This window comes from Silvanigrella aquatica, assembly GCF_001907975.1.
GTDB lineage: Bacteria > Bdellovibrionota_B > Oligoflexia > Silvanigrellales > Silvanigrellaceae > Silvanigrella > Silvanigrella aquatica.
Genome location: NZ_CP017834.1, coordinates 392,837 through 411,417 on the forward strand (window position 1 = coordinate 392,837; position 18,581 = coordinate 411,417).

The 18,581-nt window shown below is 33.0% G+C and carries 17 protein-coding genes and 1 pseudogene; 16 read left to right on the forward strand and 2 right to left on the reverse strand.

Annotation, left to right across the window (positions count from 1 at the left end; translation table 11 throughout):
• The first annotated feature begins 62 nt into the window (after positions 1–62).
• Positions 63–1,493: a DEAD/DEAH box helicase gene (locus AXG55_RS01690; RefSeq protein WP_148696420.1), complete on the forward strand. Its 1,431-nt coding sequence runs from the start codon at positions 63–65 to the stop codon at positions 1,491–1,493.
• Position 1,494: 1 nt separating this feature from the next.
• Here the strand turns inward: AXG55_RS01690 and AXG55_RS01695 are convergent, their stop codons facing one another.
• Together AXG55_RS01695 and AXG55_RS01700 are read right to left on the reverse strand one after the other, a co-directional pair.
• On the reverse strand, positions 1,495–2,670 hold the full coding sequence (locus tag AXG55_RS01695; protein WP_233231299.1) for a YihY/virulence factor BrkB family protein: 1,176 nt from the start codon (positions 2,668–2,670) through the stop codon (positions 1,495–1,497).
• Between the two features lie 167 nt (positions 2,671–2,837).
• Positions 2,838–5,006 (reverse strand): DUF455 family protein, encoded by a 2,169-nt coding sequence (locus AXG55_RS01700; protein WP_148696422.1) that lies wholly within the window; start codon positions 5,004–5,006, stop codon positions 2,838–2,840.
• Positions 5,007–5,169: 163 nt separating this feature from the next.
• On the opposite strand from AXG55_RS01700, the gene AXG55_RS14770 reads away from it, so the two are divergent.
• From AXG55_RS14770 to AXG55_RS01780, 15 genes and pseudogenes are all read left to right on the forward strand, one after another.
• Positions 5,170–5,961, forward strand: a complete 792-nt coding sequence (locus AXG55_RS14770; protein ID WP_233231300.1) for a flagellar basal body-associated FliL family protein — start codon at positions 5,170–5,172, stop codon at positions 5,959–5,961.
• A 4-nt stretch (positions 5,962–5,965) separates the two neighbouring features.
• A complete protein-coding gene (gene fliM, locus AXG55_RS01715; RefSeq protein WP_148696425.1) occupies positions 5,966–6,940 on the forward strand; it encodes a flagellar motor switch protein FliM in 975 nt (324 codons plus the stop codon).
• A gap of 190 nt (positions 6,941–7,130) precedes the next feature.
• A pseudogene (fliN, locus tag AXG55_RS15105) lies at positions 7,131–7,382 on the forward strand (flagellar motor switch protein FliN); the annotation flags it as partial.
• Positions 7,383–7,408: 26 nt separating this feature from the next.
• The gene (locus AXG55_RS01725; RefSeq protein ID WP_233231301.1) at positions 7,409–8,437 is read left to right on the forward strand and encodes a flagellar biosynthetic protein FliO; all 1,029 of its coding nucleotides are present in this window, start codon (positions 7,409–7,411) and stop codon (positions 8,435–8,437) included.
• A gap of 31 nt (positions 8,438–8,468) precedes the next feature.
• A complete protein-coding gene (gene fliP / locus AXG55_RS01730; protein WP_148696428.1) occupies positions 8,469–9,317 on the forward strand; it encodes a flagellar type III secretion system pore protein FliP in 849 nt (282 codons plus the stop codon).
• A gap of 8 nt (positions 9,318–9,325) precedes the next feature.
• Positions 9,326–9,601 carry a flagellar biosynthesis protein FliQ gene (gene fliQ / locus AXG55_RS01735; protein ID WP_148696429.1) on the forward strand — a complete coding sequence of 92 codons (276 nt, stop codon included), beginning with the start codon at positions 9,326–9,328 and terminating at the stop codon, positions 9,599–9,601.
• Positions 9,602–9,610: 9 nt separating this feature from the next.
• A complete protein-coding gene (locus AXG55_RS01740; protein ID WP_148696430.1) occupies positions 9,611–10,429 on the forward strand; it encodes a flagellar biosynthetic protein FliR in 819 nt (272 codons plus the stop codon).
• An 18-nt stretch (positions 10,430–10,447) separates the two neighbouring features.
• The gene (locus AXG55_RS01745; RefSeq protein WP_148696431.1) at positions 10,448–11,533 is read left to right on the forward strand and encodes an EscU/YscU/HrcU family type III secretion system export apparatus switch protein; all 1,086 of its coding nucleotides are present in this window, start codon (positions 10,448–10,450) and stop codon (positions 11,531–11,533) included.
• A gap of 9 nt (positions 11,534–11,542) precedes the next feature.
• The gene (gene flhA / locus AXG55_RS01750; RefSeq protein WP_148696432.1) at positions 11,543–13,663 is read left to right on the forward strand and encodes a flagellar biosynthesis protein FlhA; all 2,121 of its coding nucleotides are present in this window, start codon (positions 11,543–11,545) and stop codon (positions 13,661–13,663) included.
• A 33-nt stretch (positions 13,664–13,696) separates the two neighbouring features.
• Entirely contained in the window at positions 13,697–15,103 is a 1,407-nt protein-coding gene (gene flhF / locus AXG55_RS01755; RefSeq protein WP_148696433.1) for a flagellar biosynthesis GTPase FlhF, read from the forward strand.
• A gap of 36 nt (positions 15,104–15,139) precedes the next feature.
• On the forward strand, positions 15,140–16,057 hold the full coding sequence (locus AXG55_RS01760; RefSeq protein ID WP_148696434.1) for a MinD/ParA family ATP-binding protein: 918 nt from the start codon (positions 15,140–15,142) through the stop codon (positions 16,055–16,057).
• 31 nt (positions 16,058–16,088) lie between these two features.
• Positions 16,089–16,907 (forward strand): FliA/WhiG family RNA polymerase sigma factor, encoded by an 819-nt coding sequence (locus AXG55_RS01765; protein WP_233231302.1) that lies wholly within the window; start codon positions 16,089–16,091, stop codon positions 16,905–16,907.
• Positions 16,908–16,935: 28 nt separating this feature from the next.
• Entirely contained in the window at positions 16,936–17,340 is a 405-nt protein-coding gene (locus tag AXG55_RS01770) for a response regulator (RefSeq protein WP_148696435.1), read from the forward strand.
• Positions 17,341–17,396: 56 nt separating this feature from the next.
• The gene (locus AXG55_RS01775; protein ID WP_148696436.1) at positions 17,397–17,864 is read left to right on the forward strand and encodes a hypothetical protein; all 468 of its coding nucleotides are present in this window, start codon (positions 17,397–17,399) and stop codon (positions 17,862–17,864) included.
• The gene (locus AXG55_RS01780; RefSeq protein ID WP_148696437.1) at positions 17,861–18,469 is read left to right on the forward strand and encodes a hypothetical protein; all 609 of its coding nucleotides are present in this window, start codon (positions 17,861–17,863) and stop codon (positions 18,467–18,469) included. The genes AXG55_RS01775 and AXG55_RS01780 overlap by 4 nt, the downstream gene beginning before the upstream one ends.
• The last annotated feature ends 112 nt before the right edge of the window (positions 18,470–18,581 follow it).

Here is an 18,581-nt window from a genome sequence, read left to right on the forward strand (position 1 = left end):
ATTTCTAAGCCTCCGAAAAGTCGGAGGCTTTTTTTTTGATCTTTTAAATAAAGTAACGGAATATGAACAATCAATCCCTGCAGCTAGCAAAATATTTAGAAATTTTAGGAATCGAGAAATTAACTAAAATTCAGACATTATGCATAGAGCCAATCTATAATAATAATTCTGTTTTTGCTCTTGCGCCAACAGGATCTGGAAAAACATTGGCTTTCATATTGCCGCTATTTTTAAAAATAAATATCGAAGAGCGTGAGCATCAAACTCTTATTTTAGTTCCTACGAGGGAACTTGGGAATCAAATTGCTCATGTTGCAAATAAAGTGGCAAGTGCAATTTATTCTACTGATAATAAAAATATTTTAGTGCGCACGGCATTTGGAGGAACTCCAATAGGGGCTCAAATTGAGGAACTCTCAAAAAAACCTCATGTTATTATTGGGACTCCTGGAAGAATCATTGATTTATTAGAGCGTGATGCCATTTCGTTAAATCATTTAAAAAATCTAGTTTTAGATGAAGCTGATATTATGGTAGGTATGGGTTTTTCCGATCAAGTAGAAGAAATATGTAATTATCTGCCCATAGAAATTCAGGTAGGTTTATTTTCTGCAACAAAGAATGAAAAAGTATCTATAATTGAGAAGATGATATTAAAAAATGCAAAGTATATGACTGTGCAAAATGATATCGAATCAAACCAGAGTGATGATCATCAACTAGCAGCTCAAATTTCTCATTATTATATGACATCTCATAAAGAAGAAAAGTATAATACGCTCAAAAAATTATTGAAAAATACAGAAAAAAATGATGTTAACAAGGGGATCATTTTTTGCCATACAAGAGAAACTTCACATCAGTTAGCAGAATCTTTGAAAAAAGAAGGCTTTCAAGCAGAGGCTCTTACAGGTGAGTTGGGGCAGGTTCATCGTAATAGTATTATGCGGAACTTTAAAACAGGAAATTTGAAGTTTCTAGTTGCCACAAATATTGCATCTCGGGGTATAGATGTCTCCAAATTGCCGATAGTTATTCATTATGACATTCCTTATACGAATGAGGAGTATATCCATCGTTCAGGGCGCACAGGGCGTGCGGGGAATTCGGGCGTATCGGTTGCATTATGTGAAGAAAAGAACTTGGGATATTATCTAAATATGATGAAAGAACTTGGAATTTCTGCAAAATCATATAATTATCATTCAGATAATGTATCTGAGAAATCTCATAAAATTTCAGAAAATGAGCAAACAAATAGAATTCGTTTTATTAAAATGTATGTGAATAAAGGCAAGCAAGATAAAATGCGCCCAGGAGATATTTTAGGCGCTTTTATCAATGAACTTTCTTTCACTAAGGAAGATATTGGTAATATATTTATTTTTGATAACTTTACTCATGTTGAAGTGAATGAAAATAAAAAAGAAGTATTAAAAAAAGCAAAATTTAAAATTAAAAATTTGCAAGTAAAAATATCGGAAGCAAAGTAAGTCATTTTTTTTCAGATTGCAGAACTTCCAATATATGTTGATACTCTGGATTGTGATGTTGAGAGTCTTCTAGTAATAGGTTTTTTAAAAAAGAATCTTCATTTTGTTCTTCTTTTATAGATTGATATGTTGGGATATATAATGGATTTTTTAAATCATTATTTAGCAAGCATATGATTTTTTTACTTATAAGATAGCGTAGCCATCCTTCCACTTCATGTCTATTGATTTTTGTTTCTTTGATAATTGAAAATTCAGTTGATGGTATATTTTGGCGTTTGTATAAATTTTTAATGGAATTGTAGACGCCAAGACAATCTATAAAGCCTTTGCTGGGAAATATTTTGAGTGTTTTATATTCTTTATGGTAAAGAATTTTTTGAGTTGAAATGGTGTAGGAAGCTCCTACTAGAATAATAACCCAAATTAATCTAATCCAGGCAAAAAATAAGACAGCAATAATAGGAACGGAACCATAAATGTGACTGGGATCGGTAGACAAAGTTCTTTTTGCAATTAATAAGTTCACATATTGCAAAATTTCAAATAGTATATTTGCGGCCAGACCGCCCCACAATGCCGATTTGAATCTCACTTTATTACTTGGAATAATATAAAATAAGAAAATAAAAAACAGCCATTGGAAAGTCCAGCCAATAATTTCTCGAATTATTTTAATTGTGAAAGAATCAAATATTTTAAATTCATATAAGGTAAATAATTTTAAAAAACTATCCGATTGTACAAGAGCTACTGTAAATAAAAAAGGTGTTACAGTAATAATGAGCCAGCATTTTGAAATTCTATTAAACATAGTCATCTTGTTTTTAAATTCCATGATTTCATCAATTGTATCTTCGATATTAAATACTAATAAAACTACAGTAAATAAAAAAGTAAGAAATGAAATGACTCCTAATTCTTTAAGCTCTAAATTTAGAATAATAGCTTGAAGATAATTAGTGATTTCTGTTCCGGCGTTACTGCCAAAGTGCTTCATAATTAAGGGTTCAATGACTTTTGTAAATAAACTATTGAAACCATTAATGGCATGAATAAAGGTAAAAATAATGGCGAGTAAGGGTACGATTGATAAAATTGAAATATAGGTAAGTTGAGCCGATTTTTCAAATATTTTATTATTGAATAAAATATGTATTGTTTCTCGATTAATCAATTCAAATTTCTTAAAAAAAATATTTTTATTTAAAATAAATAATATTTCTCTTGAATGAGGTCTTCTTTTGAAGGATTTAATTTTATTTGATATCTTTCTGATTAAGTTTTTCAAGTTACATTCACCAGAATAAAGTAAAAGATAGAACTAATAAATCAATAAAAATATTATTTAATTATTTCAATTCCTGTCAGTTTTGTAAAGTCGTGAAGGACTTTTTTGCCTACAATAAGAACAGTGATGACAGAAGTTGCCAGAGTGGGATCATTTGTAAATAGGATCCCTTCTTGAATAAGAGGTTTCGGTTTTTCTGAAAGCTTAATAGGAAAATGAGTTTCAATATAATCAGAAAATTCTTTCAAAGATTTAAAATTATCATTTAATAAATCTTTTACTCTGAGATGTGCCCAAATAGCAGAAGTTCCTGTTTGAATTCTTTTTCCAATTTCTAGAGCAACTCTTCCCATAGTAAATCTAGGATTTATTTCCGACAAAAACTTTAGGCGGTAGCCATGTTGTGCTCTTTCATCTTTATAAATAAAAGCATCAATCCCATAGGGACCTTCATACTTACTAGCAATTAAATATTCACCTACAAGTATTGAAGTTGCTTTTAAAATTTCTTCAATGCCAGAATAATTTTCATAATTATTGTATATGAATTTCATTAATTCAGAGGATAAATCATCGGTTTTTTTGCCAAGAAATGTAGCTTTGTATTGTCCACGTAGATCCGTTAAAAAACGGGTGCTTCCAATGGGAATAATTGTTTTATTTTCTAAAATTTTTGCTTGATAGGAAAGATCGACCACTTTTTCAAACCAAGGTTCAACAATTAGTGCGCCTTGTTCTCTTAATATGTTGAGAATCCAGTTTTTATCTGGCGTTCCGAGTTCATGTGTCTGGACTCTCAGCATATTTTGCCCTGAACAACCCCAGGGAGCCTTAAGTACTACGGTTCTAAAATTTCTGCGATTTAAAAAGTATTTGATATTTAAGTCAACTGAATTTAAGTCGATTGAAATTTTAGGTAAATCTTCATCTTCGGGTAATAAAAACTCAATATTTTTCAAATCAATTTTTAATTTTATGATTAATTTAGCGGCTGTTTCTTTCGAATAAAGAGATTTAATATATTGAAGGTAAAATTCTTCCTTAAATATTTCATTTAAAAAAACATTTTTACCAATGAGTTTAGGCAAAAATGATTTCATAATATTTGTACTTTCTGGGCTCCATCCCCAGGGTTGCAAATTGCTAATATAGTTTTGAGAAATATTTTTTATATCCGAATTATTTTTATGCAACAACACCCATTCTGGAAGATGATAACCACAATCTTGGAGTTTTTTTAAAAAAGGCAGACTTGGTCTTTGGGAAGTTAATACAATGTCATCCTTTGTGGAAATAAATTGCATTAAAGAGCAGCAGTCATTTTGCAAGTTTAAAATAGATTTTGTAGGGGTAAAACCAATTGCTCCTCTTGCTATCTCTTGTTCACAGGCGGGGTTGAAATAATAAATGCAGGGAGGGCGGCCTTTTGAAGAAGAAAATACAGAGAGTTGCATAATATAGTCTTCAGAAAGGCCCGCCACTTTGCGCGCATTCATATCAAAAATTATACCTTTTGCACGTGCGGGAGTTAAGGGAAATTCTAGAGCTTCAACATAGGATTGCCATTCTGATTTGCTGTTATCGCGCCAGCGGTTAAACCAAGTCACACCATGTTTTACGTGCCCAATTTCTTCTTGGTAAACAATATTTAAAATATTCGCTGTTACTTTGTCTCCGATTTTATTCATGAGATCTTTGTAATAAAGTGAATAATCAATATTTGCTTGCTCAAATGTCATACTCATTGTTGTGACAAAATCGAGGGGAGATTTCATAGTGGAAAGGCAATTCCAAAAAAAATCATTTACAGGAATTTCACCAAATTGAACTCCCAGATCATTCATTCGATTTAAATATAATGACATATGCTTCTGTTCTTCGAGAATTGTTTTTGCAACACCCATGCGAAAATTTTTAGGAGCATTAGGGAATAAAAGTAACACTAATGCCATGATTTCCATAGCAAGAAGTTCATGATTTGCGAAAAAGTGAAGAACGTAGCCGCGTTGCTTTTCATTGTCGAGCTGATGTTGATTGGGGAATGAAATTTTTTTTTCTAACATATTTTCATTAAATTGCAGTCCTATCGGACGTCCTGGTACTTTAGGTGCAATAATTGCCTGATAAGATTGTTCATCAGTGAGTACTTTTGGGTTCAAAAGTTTGTCGTGAGCAATATTTGTCCCAAATAAAATAACTTCAGCAAATTCTTTTAATTCCATAATTTAAGACCTCAATAACAGGCAGATATTGCATATTCTGGAAAAGATTGCCGATAGTTTATGCGACATAACGAACAAACCTGCTCAGTAATTTTATGGCAAACTCAAAGCTAGAAGGCAATAAAAAATTCACCCTTTTCGATTTTGAGCTTAGGAATTATTTATGGCTGAAAATGAAGAAAAAAAAGCAGATGCTAAAAAGGATGAAAAAGCGGCTGATCCTACTGCAAAAGTAGAAAAGAAAAACAAACTCGTTCTTTTTGCGGGAATAGGTGGTGTGTTGCTTGTGGCATTAGGGGTGGGCGGCTTTTTCATATTTAAGACCATATCTGGAAAAAAACATGTTGAAATGGCTGCCCAAGGAACGGGGCATGAGGCGAATGCGGATCCCCATGCAAAACCAGAAGCGGATCCCCATGCAAAACCTGACGAACATGGTGCAGCAAATGATAAAAAGGAAGAAAAAAAAGATGATCATAAGAAAGATGAAGGCAAAAAAGACGAACCTAAAAAAGATGAGGGCAAAAAAGACGAACCTAAAAAAGATGAAGGCAAAAAAGACGAACCTAAGAAAGACGAACCTAAGAAAGACGATCACGGGGCTCCTGCAGCAAACGGAGCCAAAAAAGAAGAGCCTAAAGGAACAGCAAACTTTGGTGATACGTTCCTTATTCCGAGAATGGATTTAAATTTAGGAAATTCCATTGAAAATAGATTTATTCGCATTGGTGTCGCCATTGAATATCGAGGCGGTGAAATGCAGGGATTTGAACTTAAAAAAAGAGAAGTTCAATTAAAGGATATTGTCATAACAGCCGTAACAACAAAAACGCGTATTGTGTTGATATCTGAAGAAGGCAAAGAAAATTTAAGAAGAGAAATATTAAACAGAATAAATGAAGTCACAGATAGACCGGTTCAAAATGTCTATTTTACAGAATTTTTTGTGGAGTAACTAAATGGATCAGGTGTTAAGCCAGAATGAAGTCGACGCCTTATTAAATGCTGTTTCTGATGGACGTACAGAAGGCGATGGTGGACAAAAAGATGCGTCTGGGATTGTCCACTATGATTTAGCAAATCAGGATCGAATTATCCGTGGTCGTATGCCCACGTTAGATATTATTCACGATCGATTTATTCGTCTTTTTCGCATATCTCTTTCCGCTGCATTGAGAAAAGTCGCAAATATTGGTGTGAATAGTTCAGGACCTATTAAGTTTGGCGAATTTATGAATTCGTTACCTTTGCCTAGCTGTTTAAATATTCTGAGACTAGAGCCTTTGCGTGGATCCGCTGTGATGGTGATTGAAAGTAAGTTACTTTATGCTTTAGTTGATAGCTTATTCGGTGGATCTGATGTTCCTTATACAAAAATTGAAGGAAAAGATTTTACCCAAATTGAAATTAAAGTAGCACGCCGCATTGTCATGTCTGCTGTAGATGACCTTGAAAAAGCATGGGCACCAGTTTTTCCATTAAAAATAACATATTCTCGTACAGAAATTAATCCTCAATTTGTTGCCATTGTGCCACCAAGTGACGTTGTAATTTCAACAGCATTTGATGTTGAACTAGAAAAAATGAGTGGATCTATAAAACTTGTGTTTCCTTACTCTACTTTGGAACCAATTAAATCAAAATTAAGTGTTGGATTTCAAAATGAGCAATTGGAAGTGGATCATATTTGGATCAATCGCATTAAAACGCAGCTTATGGGAACGAGCGTTAACTTAACCTGCAATATGGGCAGCTGCTGGATAAATTTAAGAGATTTAATGGAATTAAGTAAAGGTGATGTTCTTATTTTAGATAGGGATGCGGATAAAGCATTGGATGTATTAGTTGAAGGTATTCATAAATTTCGAGGTGTTCCAGGAATAATTAGGGGTAATAAAGCAATTAAGGTAACAGAAATTATTGGAGATTATTAATATGGCCGATTTAAATGAAGGCTTTAGACCTGAAGATTTTGGATTAGACGAAGGTGGTGGTGAAGAAGGAGGCGGTGATGCGGCTCCTGCCGATGCCGGCGCTGCGGCTCCTCCTGCCGCGTCAGCTGGTGGTTCTGTAAAAGATGATGATTCTATGAAAAACATGGATCTATCAAGAATGAAAATGGTTCTGGATGTTCCTCTTAAAGTAACGGTTGAGTTAGGTAGAACAAAATTACTTGTAAATGATCTTCTGCAATTGGGTCAGGGGTCTGTTATTGAATTAGATAAAATGGCGGGCGAGCCCATGGAAATTTATGTGAATGATAAGCTTGTTGCTATGGGAGAAGTCGTTGTTGTTAATGAAAAATTTGGAGTTCGACTCACCGATGTTATGAGTGGTGTCGGTATGGATGAGGCAAATTCAGGAGAGAATGTTTAGAGTTTTAAATGCTAAAGGATTTTTCTATGCGCAACAAATTAATGTTTTTATGGATTATAAATATAGGGTTTTTGTTTAGCCCTGCTTTTGCTCAAGAAAAAAGTAACAACTATGAATCAACAGTGCCTCCTATACAATATCCAGAAAAGAACAATGATGAAATGCAGGTAAGAAAAGACATAAAAAGCTCATTTTATAAATATGATGATACAAATTCTCCCATTTCAGAAAGTCAGCCTGCAAAAAAAATAAATAATACACCAACCACAACATCGAGAAATTTTTTAGATGAGAAACCTAAAGAAAAATCATTTGAAGACATATTAGAAAAAAATGAAACGCCGAAAAAAATTGAAAATAAAAAAAATGAGCGTTTAAATTTTTCTTCACAAACAAATACAAGTCGACCATCAGAATTGTGGAAATTATTTTTATTATCAGTAATTTTTATCGGAATTTTAGCATCATTAGGTTATTTATTGACAAGACTAAGGAATAAAGGATTATTTGCTATATCTAAAACAGATAAAGTTATGGATATTATTTCAACTTTACCCATTTCACCTAAAAGACAAATTATGATTCTTAAAATAAGGGATCAAGAAATTGTTGTATCAAATACAGAAAACGGAATCAATTTTTTAACAGAGGTGAGTGGTGGACTAGTGAATCGATCCTTGCAAGAGAAAAGGCAACTACCTATAAGTGATAAATTTTTACTGCCAAAGCAAGAAAAAAATTTATATGATAAAATTGAGCAAAAAAATGAGATTAATAATACTCAAAATGATAAAAATACTGAAAGAAAATCAGATATTTTACTTAAGGCATTAAAAAGTATTAATTCAAATAATTTAAACCAGAGAAAAAATAAGCCTGCAGAAGAGAACTCTAATTCTTCAAATAAAACGGAGACATTCCCAAAATATTTAGCAAATCAATTTGAAAATGAAAGTAAAAAAGAAGTGAAAAAAAGGGATGAAGAAGTTGATAGTGTAGAAAATGTAACAAATCTAATCAGAGAAAAACTTCGCTCGATGAAACCTTTGAATTAATTTTTTTATTCACCTATTTTAAGGAGATGGTATGAGATGTTTTTTCTATTTGAAAATTATACTCATATCCATTTTTTTCTATACAGCTACTTATGCACAAACAAAAACAGCTCCTAGTAATATTAATAATAATTTAAATGCTTTAGATAAGGATTGGAAAAAAGAAAATCAAAATGTACAAAATAAATTGAGCTTAAATCAAAATAAGATGCCTATTTTTTCAATTAATATTGCCAATGGTGAAAATCAAGATGATTTTGTTCCTGCCATAAAAGTTCTTGCTATATTAACACTTCTGACTTTTGGTCCCTCAATTTTGCTTTTGATGAGTTCCTTTACGAGAATATTAATCGTTCTTTCCTTTTTAAGGCAAGCGCTTGGCACTCCCACAATGCCACCAAATCAAATCTTAATAGCCTTGTCTTTATTTCTAACTTATTTTGTAATGTCACCCACTCTTACAAAAATTTATGATTCTGCTCTCGTTCCCTATATGCAAAAAGATATTACAACACAACAAGCTTTAGATGTGGGTCAAAAACCGCTTCACGAATTCATGATGGCACAAGTAAAAACAGATGACTTAAAATTATTTTATGAAATGAGTAAACTTGAAAAACCATCAACAAAAGAAGATGTTCCTATGAGAATTTTAGTTCCTTCTTTTGTTATTAGTGAATTAAAAACAGCATTTCAAATTGGATTTTTAGTGTATTTACCATTTATTGTCATAGATATGATTGTTAGTAGTGTTTTAATGGCAATGGGTATGATGATGTTACCTCCTACAGTTGTAAGTTTGCCTTTAAAACTCATTTTATTTGTTGTGGTAGATGGATGGAATTTATTAGCAGGATCATTAATTAAAAGTTTTAACTAGGGATTTTTATGAATAGTCAGCAAGTTGTCGATCTCATTTTAGCATTATTATATTTAACGGTAGAAATATCATTGCCTCTTCTAGGTGTTGCTATGATTATAGGTTTATTAATCAGTATTTTTCAAGCAGCGACACAAATTAACGAATCGACATTAAGTTTTTTACCAAAAATTGCAGCAATGATTCTTGTTTTAGTTATTTTATCACCATGGATGCTTAGAAAATTAAATGACTATACGCATCATGTTTATGAAAAAATTCCTGAGTATGCAAGGCAAAGGTAACAATACTAAATGGATATTTTATCTGTCATAAAACTTGATCCTGAAACCTGGCCACTAGCAGTGATGGCATTTTTAAGAATTACAACATTATTTTTCTTTTTACCTATTTTAGGCGAGCAAGCAGTGCCTATAAAACTTCGCATTGTACTTGGCTTAGCATTTACATTTTTTGTTTATCCTATTGTAACAGAACGCATTCATCAACGTGATTTATTGCTGCAATGGAGCGCTGCCACTATTGTCCTGTCGTCACTCCGTGAAGTTTTTTTCGGATTTGCATCTGGTTATGCAGCAAAACTAATTATTTCTGCTGTATCAATTGCATCGCATACGGTAGGAGTGAATATGGGATTTCAAGTGGCATCTATGTTTAGCCCTGGCGCAAATGATCATGAATCTTCATTTTCTGTTTTTCAAAATTGGATTGTTGTTTTATTAATATTGCTTTTAAATATTCATCATATATTTATTGAAAGCCTTGTTAAGTCTTTTATTAATATTCCCCTTGGACCCACAGCAAATCCTACGGCGCTTGCAAAAGTAGCTTTAAGTATTGCTCATGAAGCTTTTGTTCTTGGCTTGAGAATTGGAGCTCCGCTTATTGCGGTTCAAATTTTAATTAATATTTCGATGGGATTATTAAATAGAGCTTTACCTTCATTAAATGTTTTTATCATTAGTTTTCCCGTCAGTTTTACAGTGGCAATGATTGTTTTGTATTTAAGCCTAACATCATTTTTAAGTTTAATTTCACATTATGGAATGGAGCGAGAAGTAGCGTGGTTTGACTCCATGCGTCGTGTTTTCGTTCCCTCTTCGACTCCATAATAAAAAATAAGGTATAAAATGGAAAGTAGGGAAGACAAAGGATTTCAAGATAAAAGTGAAGAAGCGACGGAAGAGAAAAAATCTCAATTTCGTGAAGAAGGAAATATTGCAAACCCTCGCGAAATCGTTGCTGCTATCACCTTAATCATCTTTACAGCCTATTTTTATTTTGCTATTAATCCTATTATTAATAGTTTTCATTTGACTTTTGAAAGATCTTGGAAAGGTTTTCCTTTTTATTTTGTAGATTATTCGAGTTTAGTTAAATTAGTTTACTATGCCGTTTCTCCTATTCTTCCTCATATTACATTTATTATTTTCTTTTGTTCTGTCTTTCCATCTTTGATTGGGTTATTAATAACGCGTTTTAATTGGTCATGGAAAAAAATAACTTTTGATATTAATCGAATAAATCCAATTTCAGGTTTTGCCCGTATGTTTAGTGGTGCATTTTTTGTAGAATCTTTAAAAATAATAATAAAATGTACTGTGCTATCTGGAGTTATATATATGGTTTTGAAATCCGAAATTTTTAATTCAAGTGAAAGTTATTTTTTTAGTAATATAGATTATATGCGGGAATTAGGGCGTTCTATTTTTCATTTACTTTTTATCATGTGTATAGCGGGTGTTGTTGTTGGACTTAGTGATTTTCTTTATAATTTGTGGAAAATTAATAATGACATGCGTATGACAAAACAAGAAATAAAAGAAGAAGTTAAAAAACATGAAGGCGATCCTCTTTTAAGATCCCAACGTAAAAGAATGGCGCGCGATCTTGTTATGAGAAAAAGTTTGCGTGAAGTTCCTAAAGCCAGTTTCATTTTGACAAATCCAGAACATTTTTCGGTTGCTATTAAATATGTAAAAGGTATGGCAGCTCCCTTAGTTATTGCAAAAGGACAAGATCTTTTAGCATTTAAAATAAGAGAAATAGCAAAGCAGCATGACATTATTATTGTTGAAAATAAACCATTGGCAAGAGCACTTTATAAAACTGTAAAAGTAGGACAAGAAGTTCCTCCTTCATTATATCAATCCATTATTGAAGTAATTCGTTATATTTATCAAATGCGCGGTAAAAAATATTTTGATAGAAATTGAGGATAATGTATGGCTAAAGCTCAGGCACCATTAGGTGACAGCGGTGTGTTAAAAGGGGCATTTCAACCCGAAGGAATTATATCTCGAAGTCCTGATATCATGATGGCTGCCGTTGTTATTGGTACCATTTTAATGATGATTTTTCCTTTGCCCTCATTTTTTCTCGATTTTTTATTAGCAATTAGTATTTCAGCAGCACTTATTATTTTGATGGTTAGTATTTATATTACAAAACCGCTTGAATTCGGTGTTTTTCCAACATTATTGTTAATTTCAACTTTATATCGTTTGTCCTTAAATGTTGCTACTACGCGTAATATTTTATTAAATGGAGCGGATGGCGATGTTGCTAATTTAGTTGTGGCATTTGGAAAAGTCGTGGTTGGTGGTAATTTTGTTGTCGGATTCGTCATATTTATCATTCTGATGGTTATTAATTTTATTGTTATTACAAAAGGTGCAGGGCGCGTTGCGGAAGTTGCTGCTCGTTTTACCTTGGATGCTATGCCTGGTAAACAAATGGCCATTGATGCAGAATTAAATGCAGGACATATTAATGCAGATGAAGCTAAAAAAAGAAGAAAATCGGTAGAAAAAGAAGCTGACTTTTACGGAGCCATGGATGGTGCGAGTAAGTTTGTTCGTGGTGATGCCATTGCGGGAATTATTATTACCATAGTTAATATTATCGTGGGATTTGCCATTGGTGTTTTAAAATATAATTTAGCTCCTGCTGATTCTGCTTCAAAATTTACCTTATTTGCCGTTGGTGATGGCTTGATTAGTGCGATTCCCGCATTAATGATTTCTACTGCCGCAGGTATTATCGTAACAAGAGCAACAAGTGAAGGTAACTTAGGATCTGAGGTTTTGAATCAAGTTCGCATTCACCCTAAAGCATTTTACATTGCCGCAGGTCTTATTTTTTTCCTGGCTATTATTCCCGGATTTCCAAAAATACCCTTTTTTCTCTTGTCGGGTGTTTTATTCTTTTTGGGAAGAATGGCGACACAATGGATTCAAAGTAGACAACAGGCCGATGAAAATTTAAAAGATGCTGATGAGAAGAAAAAAGATGAAAAAGAGATCAATAGCTTAGACAATCTTATGAAAATCGACATGCTGGCTATTGAAGTGGGTCATGGTCTTGTTCCTTTAATTGATCCTGCTCAGGATGGTGAAATTGTCGATCGCATTCAAGGAATCCGAAAACAATTTGCTCAAGAAATGGGGATTATTATTCCGCAAGTGCAACTTCGGGATAATTTGCAATTAGAACCTGGTGGTTATCAAATTCTTTTAAAAGGGAACAAGATTGCCTTTGGGAATTTAATGGTGGATTACTTTTTAGCTATGGATCCTGGTGGTGTTGAATTACCCATTTCGGGTGAAATTACAAAAGATCCTGTTTATGGCTTACCTGCTATTTGGGTTCACAAGCGCGATAAAGAAGAAGCCATATTTAGAGGATATACTGTTGTCAATTGTTCAACGGTTATTGCAACAAATATCACAAAAATTTTAAAAGAGCATGCTGCTGAATTAATTACTCGCCAAGATGCACAATATTTGATTGACAAACTTAAAGAAACAAATCCAAAAGTTGTAGATGAAGTCATGCAGTCCGATAGGCTTTCCTTAGGAGAAATTGTTAAGGTCATGCAAAACCTGCTTCGTGAAGATGTGTCAGTTAGAGACATTCTTACCCTGTTTGAGTGTTTAGCAGATCACTGTAAAATAATTAAAAACCCAGATGTTTTAGCAGAACAATGTAGGAAAAGTTTAGGACGAAATATTGTGCAAAAATATGTAAATGAAAAAGATGAAATTTTTGTTGTTACCGTTGATCGCTTGATAGAAGACGTTCTTTTTGGAGGACTTGTGACGACAGAAAGCGGTTCAACTTATTTAAATTTAGATTCAAAAAATGCTCAAGATATTTTGCAAAAATTGATGAAGGGCATTCAAATCTTTGATAAAGAAGGAAGTCAGCCTGTGTTACTTTTAAGCGCTCGCATGCGTCAAGCATTTCAAAAATTGGTAGCACGATATATTCCGCAACTGATTGTTCTTTCATATGATGAAATTCCTCATGATATTACGGTTAAAAATTTAGAAATGATTGCATGAGTAAAGATTAATTTTTGATTTAAAGGGTCTACAATGGAAATTAGAAAGTTTGAATCTTTTTCCTTACAAGATGCCATTAAGCTGGTTAAACTTGAAATGGGTCGTGATGCTGTTATTCTTTCTACGAAAGAAAAAGAAATATATTCGGAAGAGCTTGAAAAAAACTGTCGTATTTATGAAGTGACAGCGACACCCAGTGCCACTATGACAGGGAAAGTAATCAGTCCAAAGGCAGGGGTGGGTCTGCCCAAAGTAGATTTTCCTAAAGTAAAATCTAAGAATGAAACTACGGTAGTGAAGGGTGATCCTTCTAAATATCGCAGTCCGTTATTGAGCCCTACCCTATCTCAGTTAAATCCTGAAACAAGAAATATGGCGCGATCTTTAGCGAATGCCTTAAATAAAGATCCCGTAAAAGATCGTCTTTTATCTTCAGAATCTAATAAAAAATCACAATTAAATGAGAATTCTGAAACCGTAGAAGAAATGGGAGTATTAAAATCAGAAATACTAAAAGTTAGAAAGGAATTAGAAGCGCTTCCTCAAATTGATATTAATGAGCAAGTGCAAGAGATAAAAGTTTTATTACATGATATTATGCGAGAAAAATATAAACAATCTAGTGATATTGCAAATTCAAATATTACAGATATTGGGATTCGTTTGCGGAGTGCAGGTGTTTCTGAAAGTTTTATTAATCAACTGACAACATGGTTGATCACATTAGATGATCCTAAAACGAAAGAAGAATTACTTAGTTCTCCTGAGAAGGCAAAAGATTTTTATTTAAGCTCTGCAATTAAATTTATTTTTAAATATTTAAAAGTAACAGGACCATTTCGTACCGATCAAAATAGAAAAAAAGTCATTTGTTTAGTAGGTCCTACTGGAGTTGGAAAAACCACAACACTTGCTAAAATAGCTGCTAAATTAAAGGTAAATGATGGGAAATCTGTGGAATTAATTTCAATGGATTCCTTTCGTATAGCTGCAGCCGATCAATTGAGAGTGTATGCAAAAATATTAGAATGTCCTTTTGCAGAATTATCGGATAAAAATGAATTAATAAAATATATTTCTAAAAATAATAATCATGATTATATTCTTATTGATACAGCAGGACGCAGCGCAAGAGTATCAGAACAAATGGAAGCATTAAAAGGTCTATTACAAGTTCCTTTGCCCATTGAATTTCATTTGGTGATGTCATGTACAATGAAACAAAGAGATATTGATGAAACAATTAGAGGATTTAAATTTTTAACGCCAACGAGTCTTATTTTTACAAAATTAGATGAGTCTTGGGCATTTGGTGAAATATTAAATAGCAGTATTCAAAATAAAATTCCTCTTAGTTACTTTACGACTGGGCAAAGAGTTCCTGAAGATATTGAAATAGCATCTAAAGAGCGTGTTGTAGAAAGACTATTAAAACTTTAAAACAATTTTGATTGAATTTCTGAAGGGAGATTGCAGGTGTTTGATCAGGCTTCAAGTTTAAGAGAGCTCATGCGTAATGCTCAAAAAGAAAAAAATATTGTTCCATCAAATCTGATTTATCAACCAAAAATTCCTACAGTGCTTGCTGTTTCAGGTGGAAAAGGTGGTGTTGGCAAAACCTTGACCACGGCAAATCTCGGGCTATGTATGGCGCGTATGGGCATGAGAACATTACTTATTGACGGAGATTTTGGTCTCGCAAATTTAGATGTTGTATTAAATTTAAGACCCCAATTTACGTTAGATGATGTTCTTTGTGGAGAAAGGCATTTAAAAGATATTATTATGACGGGTGCTGAAGGAATTCGCGTAATTCCTTCGTCGAGTGGGGTTATGAAAGTTCCTGAATTAGATAAACTACAAAAATTAATGTTATTGGATCAAATTGAATCATTAGATGAAGAATTTGATGTTGTTATTATTGATACACCTGCAGGTGTTTCAAAAAATGTGCAGTATTGGACTTCCTCTTCTTCTGAAGTGATTATGGTTGTAACGCCAGAACCGACAAGTTTAGCCGATTGTTATGCAAGTATAAAAATATTATCACAAATGACAGCTGAAAAAACTTTTAAACTTATTGTAAATATGGTTAGAAATGATATTGAAGCAAAGAAAATATATGAAAAAATATCGTCCCTTTCCGATGAATATTTACAGGTTCGAGTCGATTATTTAGGTTACATACCATTTGATGAATCGGTCAGAAATTCTGTGAGAGAAAGAGTTCCTTATGTACAAAAATATCCATTTTCATCAGCATCACAAGGCTTAAGAGATATCTCAAGACAAATTGTGACTCAAGGAACTGTGGGACAGCTTAAAGGAACAATGCAGTTTTTTTGGAGAAAAATGGTTTCAGCACATACACCAGATATTTTAAGTTATAAATAACTTTATTTATAAAGATTTTGTTGGAGGCAAAATGAGTTTATCAGGAGCAGCGCAAAAGAAACAACTTTTAAATGATTCTGATGAAAAGCAAAAACAAAAAAGAATTCCGCAAAACCAAACGAGAGCTGTTCCTTTAACTAGTGATCCTATGCGTAATCAAATTATTATGGATTATGCTCCCTTGATTAAATATATTGCACAGAAAATAGCAGCCAGGCTTCCGTCAAATATTGATTTAGATGATTTGTTCTCTGCGGGTGTCATAGGTTTAATGGATGCTATTGATAAATATGATCCCAGTCGGGATAATAAGTTTAAAACATACGCGGAGTTTCGTGTGCGTGGCGCCATGCTTGATGAGTTGAGAAATCAGGATTGGGTGCCACGAAGCGTGCGTGAAAGTAACAAAAAAGAAGACAAGGCAAAATTAGAACTTGAGCATAGGTTAAGACGACCTGCTACCGAGCGTGAAGTTGCCGATTATTTAGAAGTTCCCCTCGAAGAATACCAAGAGCGTATGGGACGTACCCGTGTTTCCATGATGAGTTTAGAAGAATTAGGAGGAACTCATACAAGTGACAAAAAATCGTTACTCGACTGCTTAGAAAATCCAAATTCTAAAAATCCCTTTATGCAATTAAAAAATAAGGGAGTTCGTGATATCATTATGAAAACAGTAGAGGAATTACCAGAAAAACAAAAATTAGTATTGAGTCTTTATTATTATGAGGACTTAAATTTAAAAGAAATTGGCCGAATATTAGATGTTACAGAATCTCGTGTGTCTCAGCTTCATACTCAGGCTGTTCAGAAGATGAAGTTAAAGTTGCGGCACCTTTTGCAGGAATGATGTTTATTGATTAAGGAGTGTTTTTAAAATGGGAAAGTATAAACCAATCAATAAGGATTCTCTCATCCTGGTTGTAGATGATTTTCCAACCATGAGAAAGATAGTGAAAAGTGTTCTTAAACAACTTGGCTATCAAAATATAGTGGAAGCGGAAGATGGACAGCTCGCCCTAAATACCTTGGGTGTTAATCCTGCAATAGAATTTATTGTGAGTGATTGGAATATGCCAAACATGACAGGTATCGAGCTTTTGAAATCAGTCAGGGCGCATAAGGATGAGAGAATAAAAGGACTTCCTTTTCTTATGGTAACAGCCGAGGCGGATAAGGATAATATTGTGGAAGCTGTAAAAAGTGGTGTCAGCAATTATATTGTTAAGCCATTTAATGCCGCTACTATGAAAGAAAAAATTGATAAAATCTTTGTTAAGTAAGTCACAGTTCATTCTGATAAATTAAGTCAACTGTAATTTAACGGAGATTTTAAATTATGCAAAAGAACCTCACTATTGATGATATTGAGGAAATCAGCCAGGCGGGCGCAACCGCATCCCTTTTACCTACCCCTTTTGATTTAAAATTAATCACTAAAAAAATTCCTTTAAAATATTGTGAATATAAAATTTCTAATTTGGCTCATAAAATGTTGACCACAGAGAGTATTGCTATTTCAAACAAGGGTGTATTATTTTTGTCATTATCTGAGCTTAAAAAAGGAACTCTATTGAGAATTTGGATTGAAATTCCTGATTTTTGGTCAAGAAAATCTAAAATAGTAGAATATCGCCATACCGATGCCCCTACTCATTTTCAGGTGCTTTCCAGAGTATTAAGTGCAGAGGAAATATTAAAAAGAGGAACAAAATATCAAATATTAACTGAAATATTAAGTCTTGATGCTGTTGATGAAAATGTATTAAATGAGTATTTAGGTAATAGTGGAGCGATAAATAAATGAATTACGTTGCATTATTATTATGCATTGGATTTGTCTTATTCATATTTCAAATAATATTCTTTTTTTCATGCTTAAAATGGCTGAAAAGTGGCAAATTAAAGCGTGATAAAGAATTTGCTATTCTTGATGCAGAAAGAGCTCAATTAATTGAAATGCAGTCTGTTTTAACTCAAGAAGTGCGTGAAGCAAAAAAATTAGCAGGAGAAACATTAAATAAATTGATGGTGATTGGTTCGGAAGCTCATGCCGAGTGGGAAGACGTCACTAAAAAAATAAATAGCGTTTTACTTGAAGTCGATAAGCATTCTGAAATTATATTGGAAGCAAATATTTCTAATTTAAATATGCGCAGTATGGCGCTCGAAAAAATTATGAAAGATGCTGAGATTTTAAATGAAAATCTTTATGTGTCCGTAAAAAAAGCACAAAAAATATTAAAACTGTTTGATTCCTCGGTACCTGCTGATGAAATTTTTAAAGAAATTCAAACAGAGAAGTATGCAGAAGCAAAAAAAATGCTCTTGGATGGTACAGAAGCTAGTGTCGTGGTTAAAAAATTAGGCATGAGTATGGGCGAAGTACTGTTACTTTCTTCCTATTTATAAATTTAAATTCATGTATTTTCTAAATTGTCATTTTTTCAGCAAAAACTCATTTCAATACCCCTTAGTTGCTCTATTTTTAATCAATTATTAAATTTAATTAAAAATTAATAAT

Bases quoted from the DNA above. Each gene is read 5' to 3' on its own strand.
- AXG55_RS01690 (WP_148696420.1), top strand. From the start codon at position 63: ATGAACAATCAATCCCTGCAGCTAGCAAAATATTTAGAAATTTTAGGA.
- AXG55_RS01725 (WP_233231301.1), top strand. From the start codon at position 7,409: ATGCGCAACAAATTAATGTTTTTATGGATTATAAATATAGGGTTTTTG.
- fliQ (WP_148696429.1), top strand. From the start codon at position 9,326: ATGAATAGTCAGCAAGTTGTCGATCTCATTTTAGCATTATTATATTTA.
- flhA (WP_148696432.1), top strand. From the start codon at position 11,543: ATGGCTAAAGCTCAGGCACCATTAGGTGACAGCGGTGTGTTAAAAGGG.
- AXG55_RS01775 (WP_148696436.1), top strand. From the start codon at position 17,397: ATGCAAAAGAACCTCACTATTGATGATATTGAGGAAATCAGCCAGGCG.
- AXG55_RS01745 (WP_148696431.1), top strand. From the start codon at position 10,448: ATGGAAAGTAGGGAAGACAAAGGATTTCAAGATAAAAGTGAAGAAGCG.
- fliP (WP_148696428.1), top strand. From the start codon at position 8,469: ATGAGATGTTTTTTCTATTTGAAAATTATACTCATATCCATTTTTTTC.
- AXG55_RS01700 (WP_148696422.1), bottom strand. From the start codon at position 5,006: ATGGAATTAAAAGAATTTGCTGAAGTTATTTTATTTGGGACAAATATT.
- AXG55_RS01780 (WP_148696437.1), top strand. From the start codon at position 17,861: ATGAATTACGTTGCATTATTATTATGCATTGGATTTGTCTTATTCATA.
- AXG55_RS14770 (WP_233231300.1), top strand. From the start codon at position 5,170: ATGGCTGAAAATGAAGAAAAAAAAGCAGATGCTAAAAAGGATGAAAAA.
- AXG55_RS01770 (WP_148696435.1), top strand. From the start codon at position 16,936: ATGGGAAAGTATAAACCAATCAATAAGGATTCTCTCATCCTGGTTGTA.
- AXG55_RS01765 (WP_233231302.1), top strand. From the start codon at position 16,089: ATGAGTTTATCAGGAGCAGCGCAAAAGAAACAACTTTTAAATGATTCT.
- fliM (WP_148696425.1), top strand. From the start codon at position 5,966: ATGGATCAGGTGTTAAGCCAGAATGAAGTCGACGCCTTATTAAATGCT.
- flhF (WP_148696433.1), top strand. From the start codon at position 13,697: ATGGAAATTAGAAAGTTTGAATCTTTTTCCTTACAAGATGCCATTAAG.
- AXG55_RS01740 (WP_148696430.1), top strand. From the start codon at position 9,611: ATGGATATTTTATCTGTCATAAAACTTGATCCTGAAACCTGGCCACTA.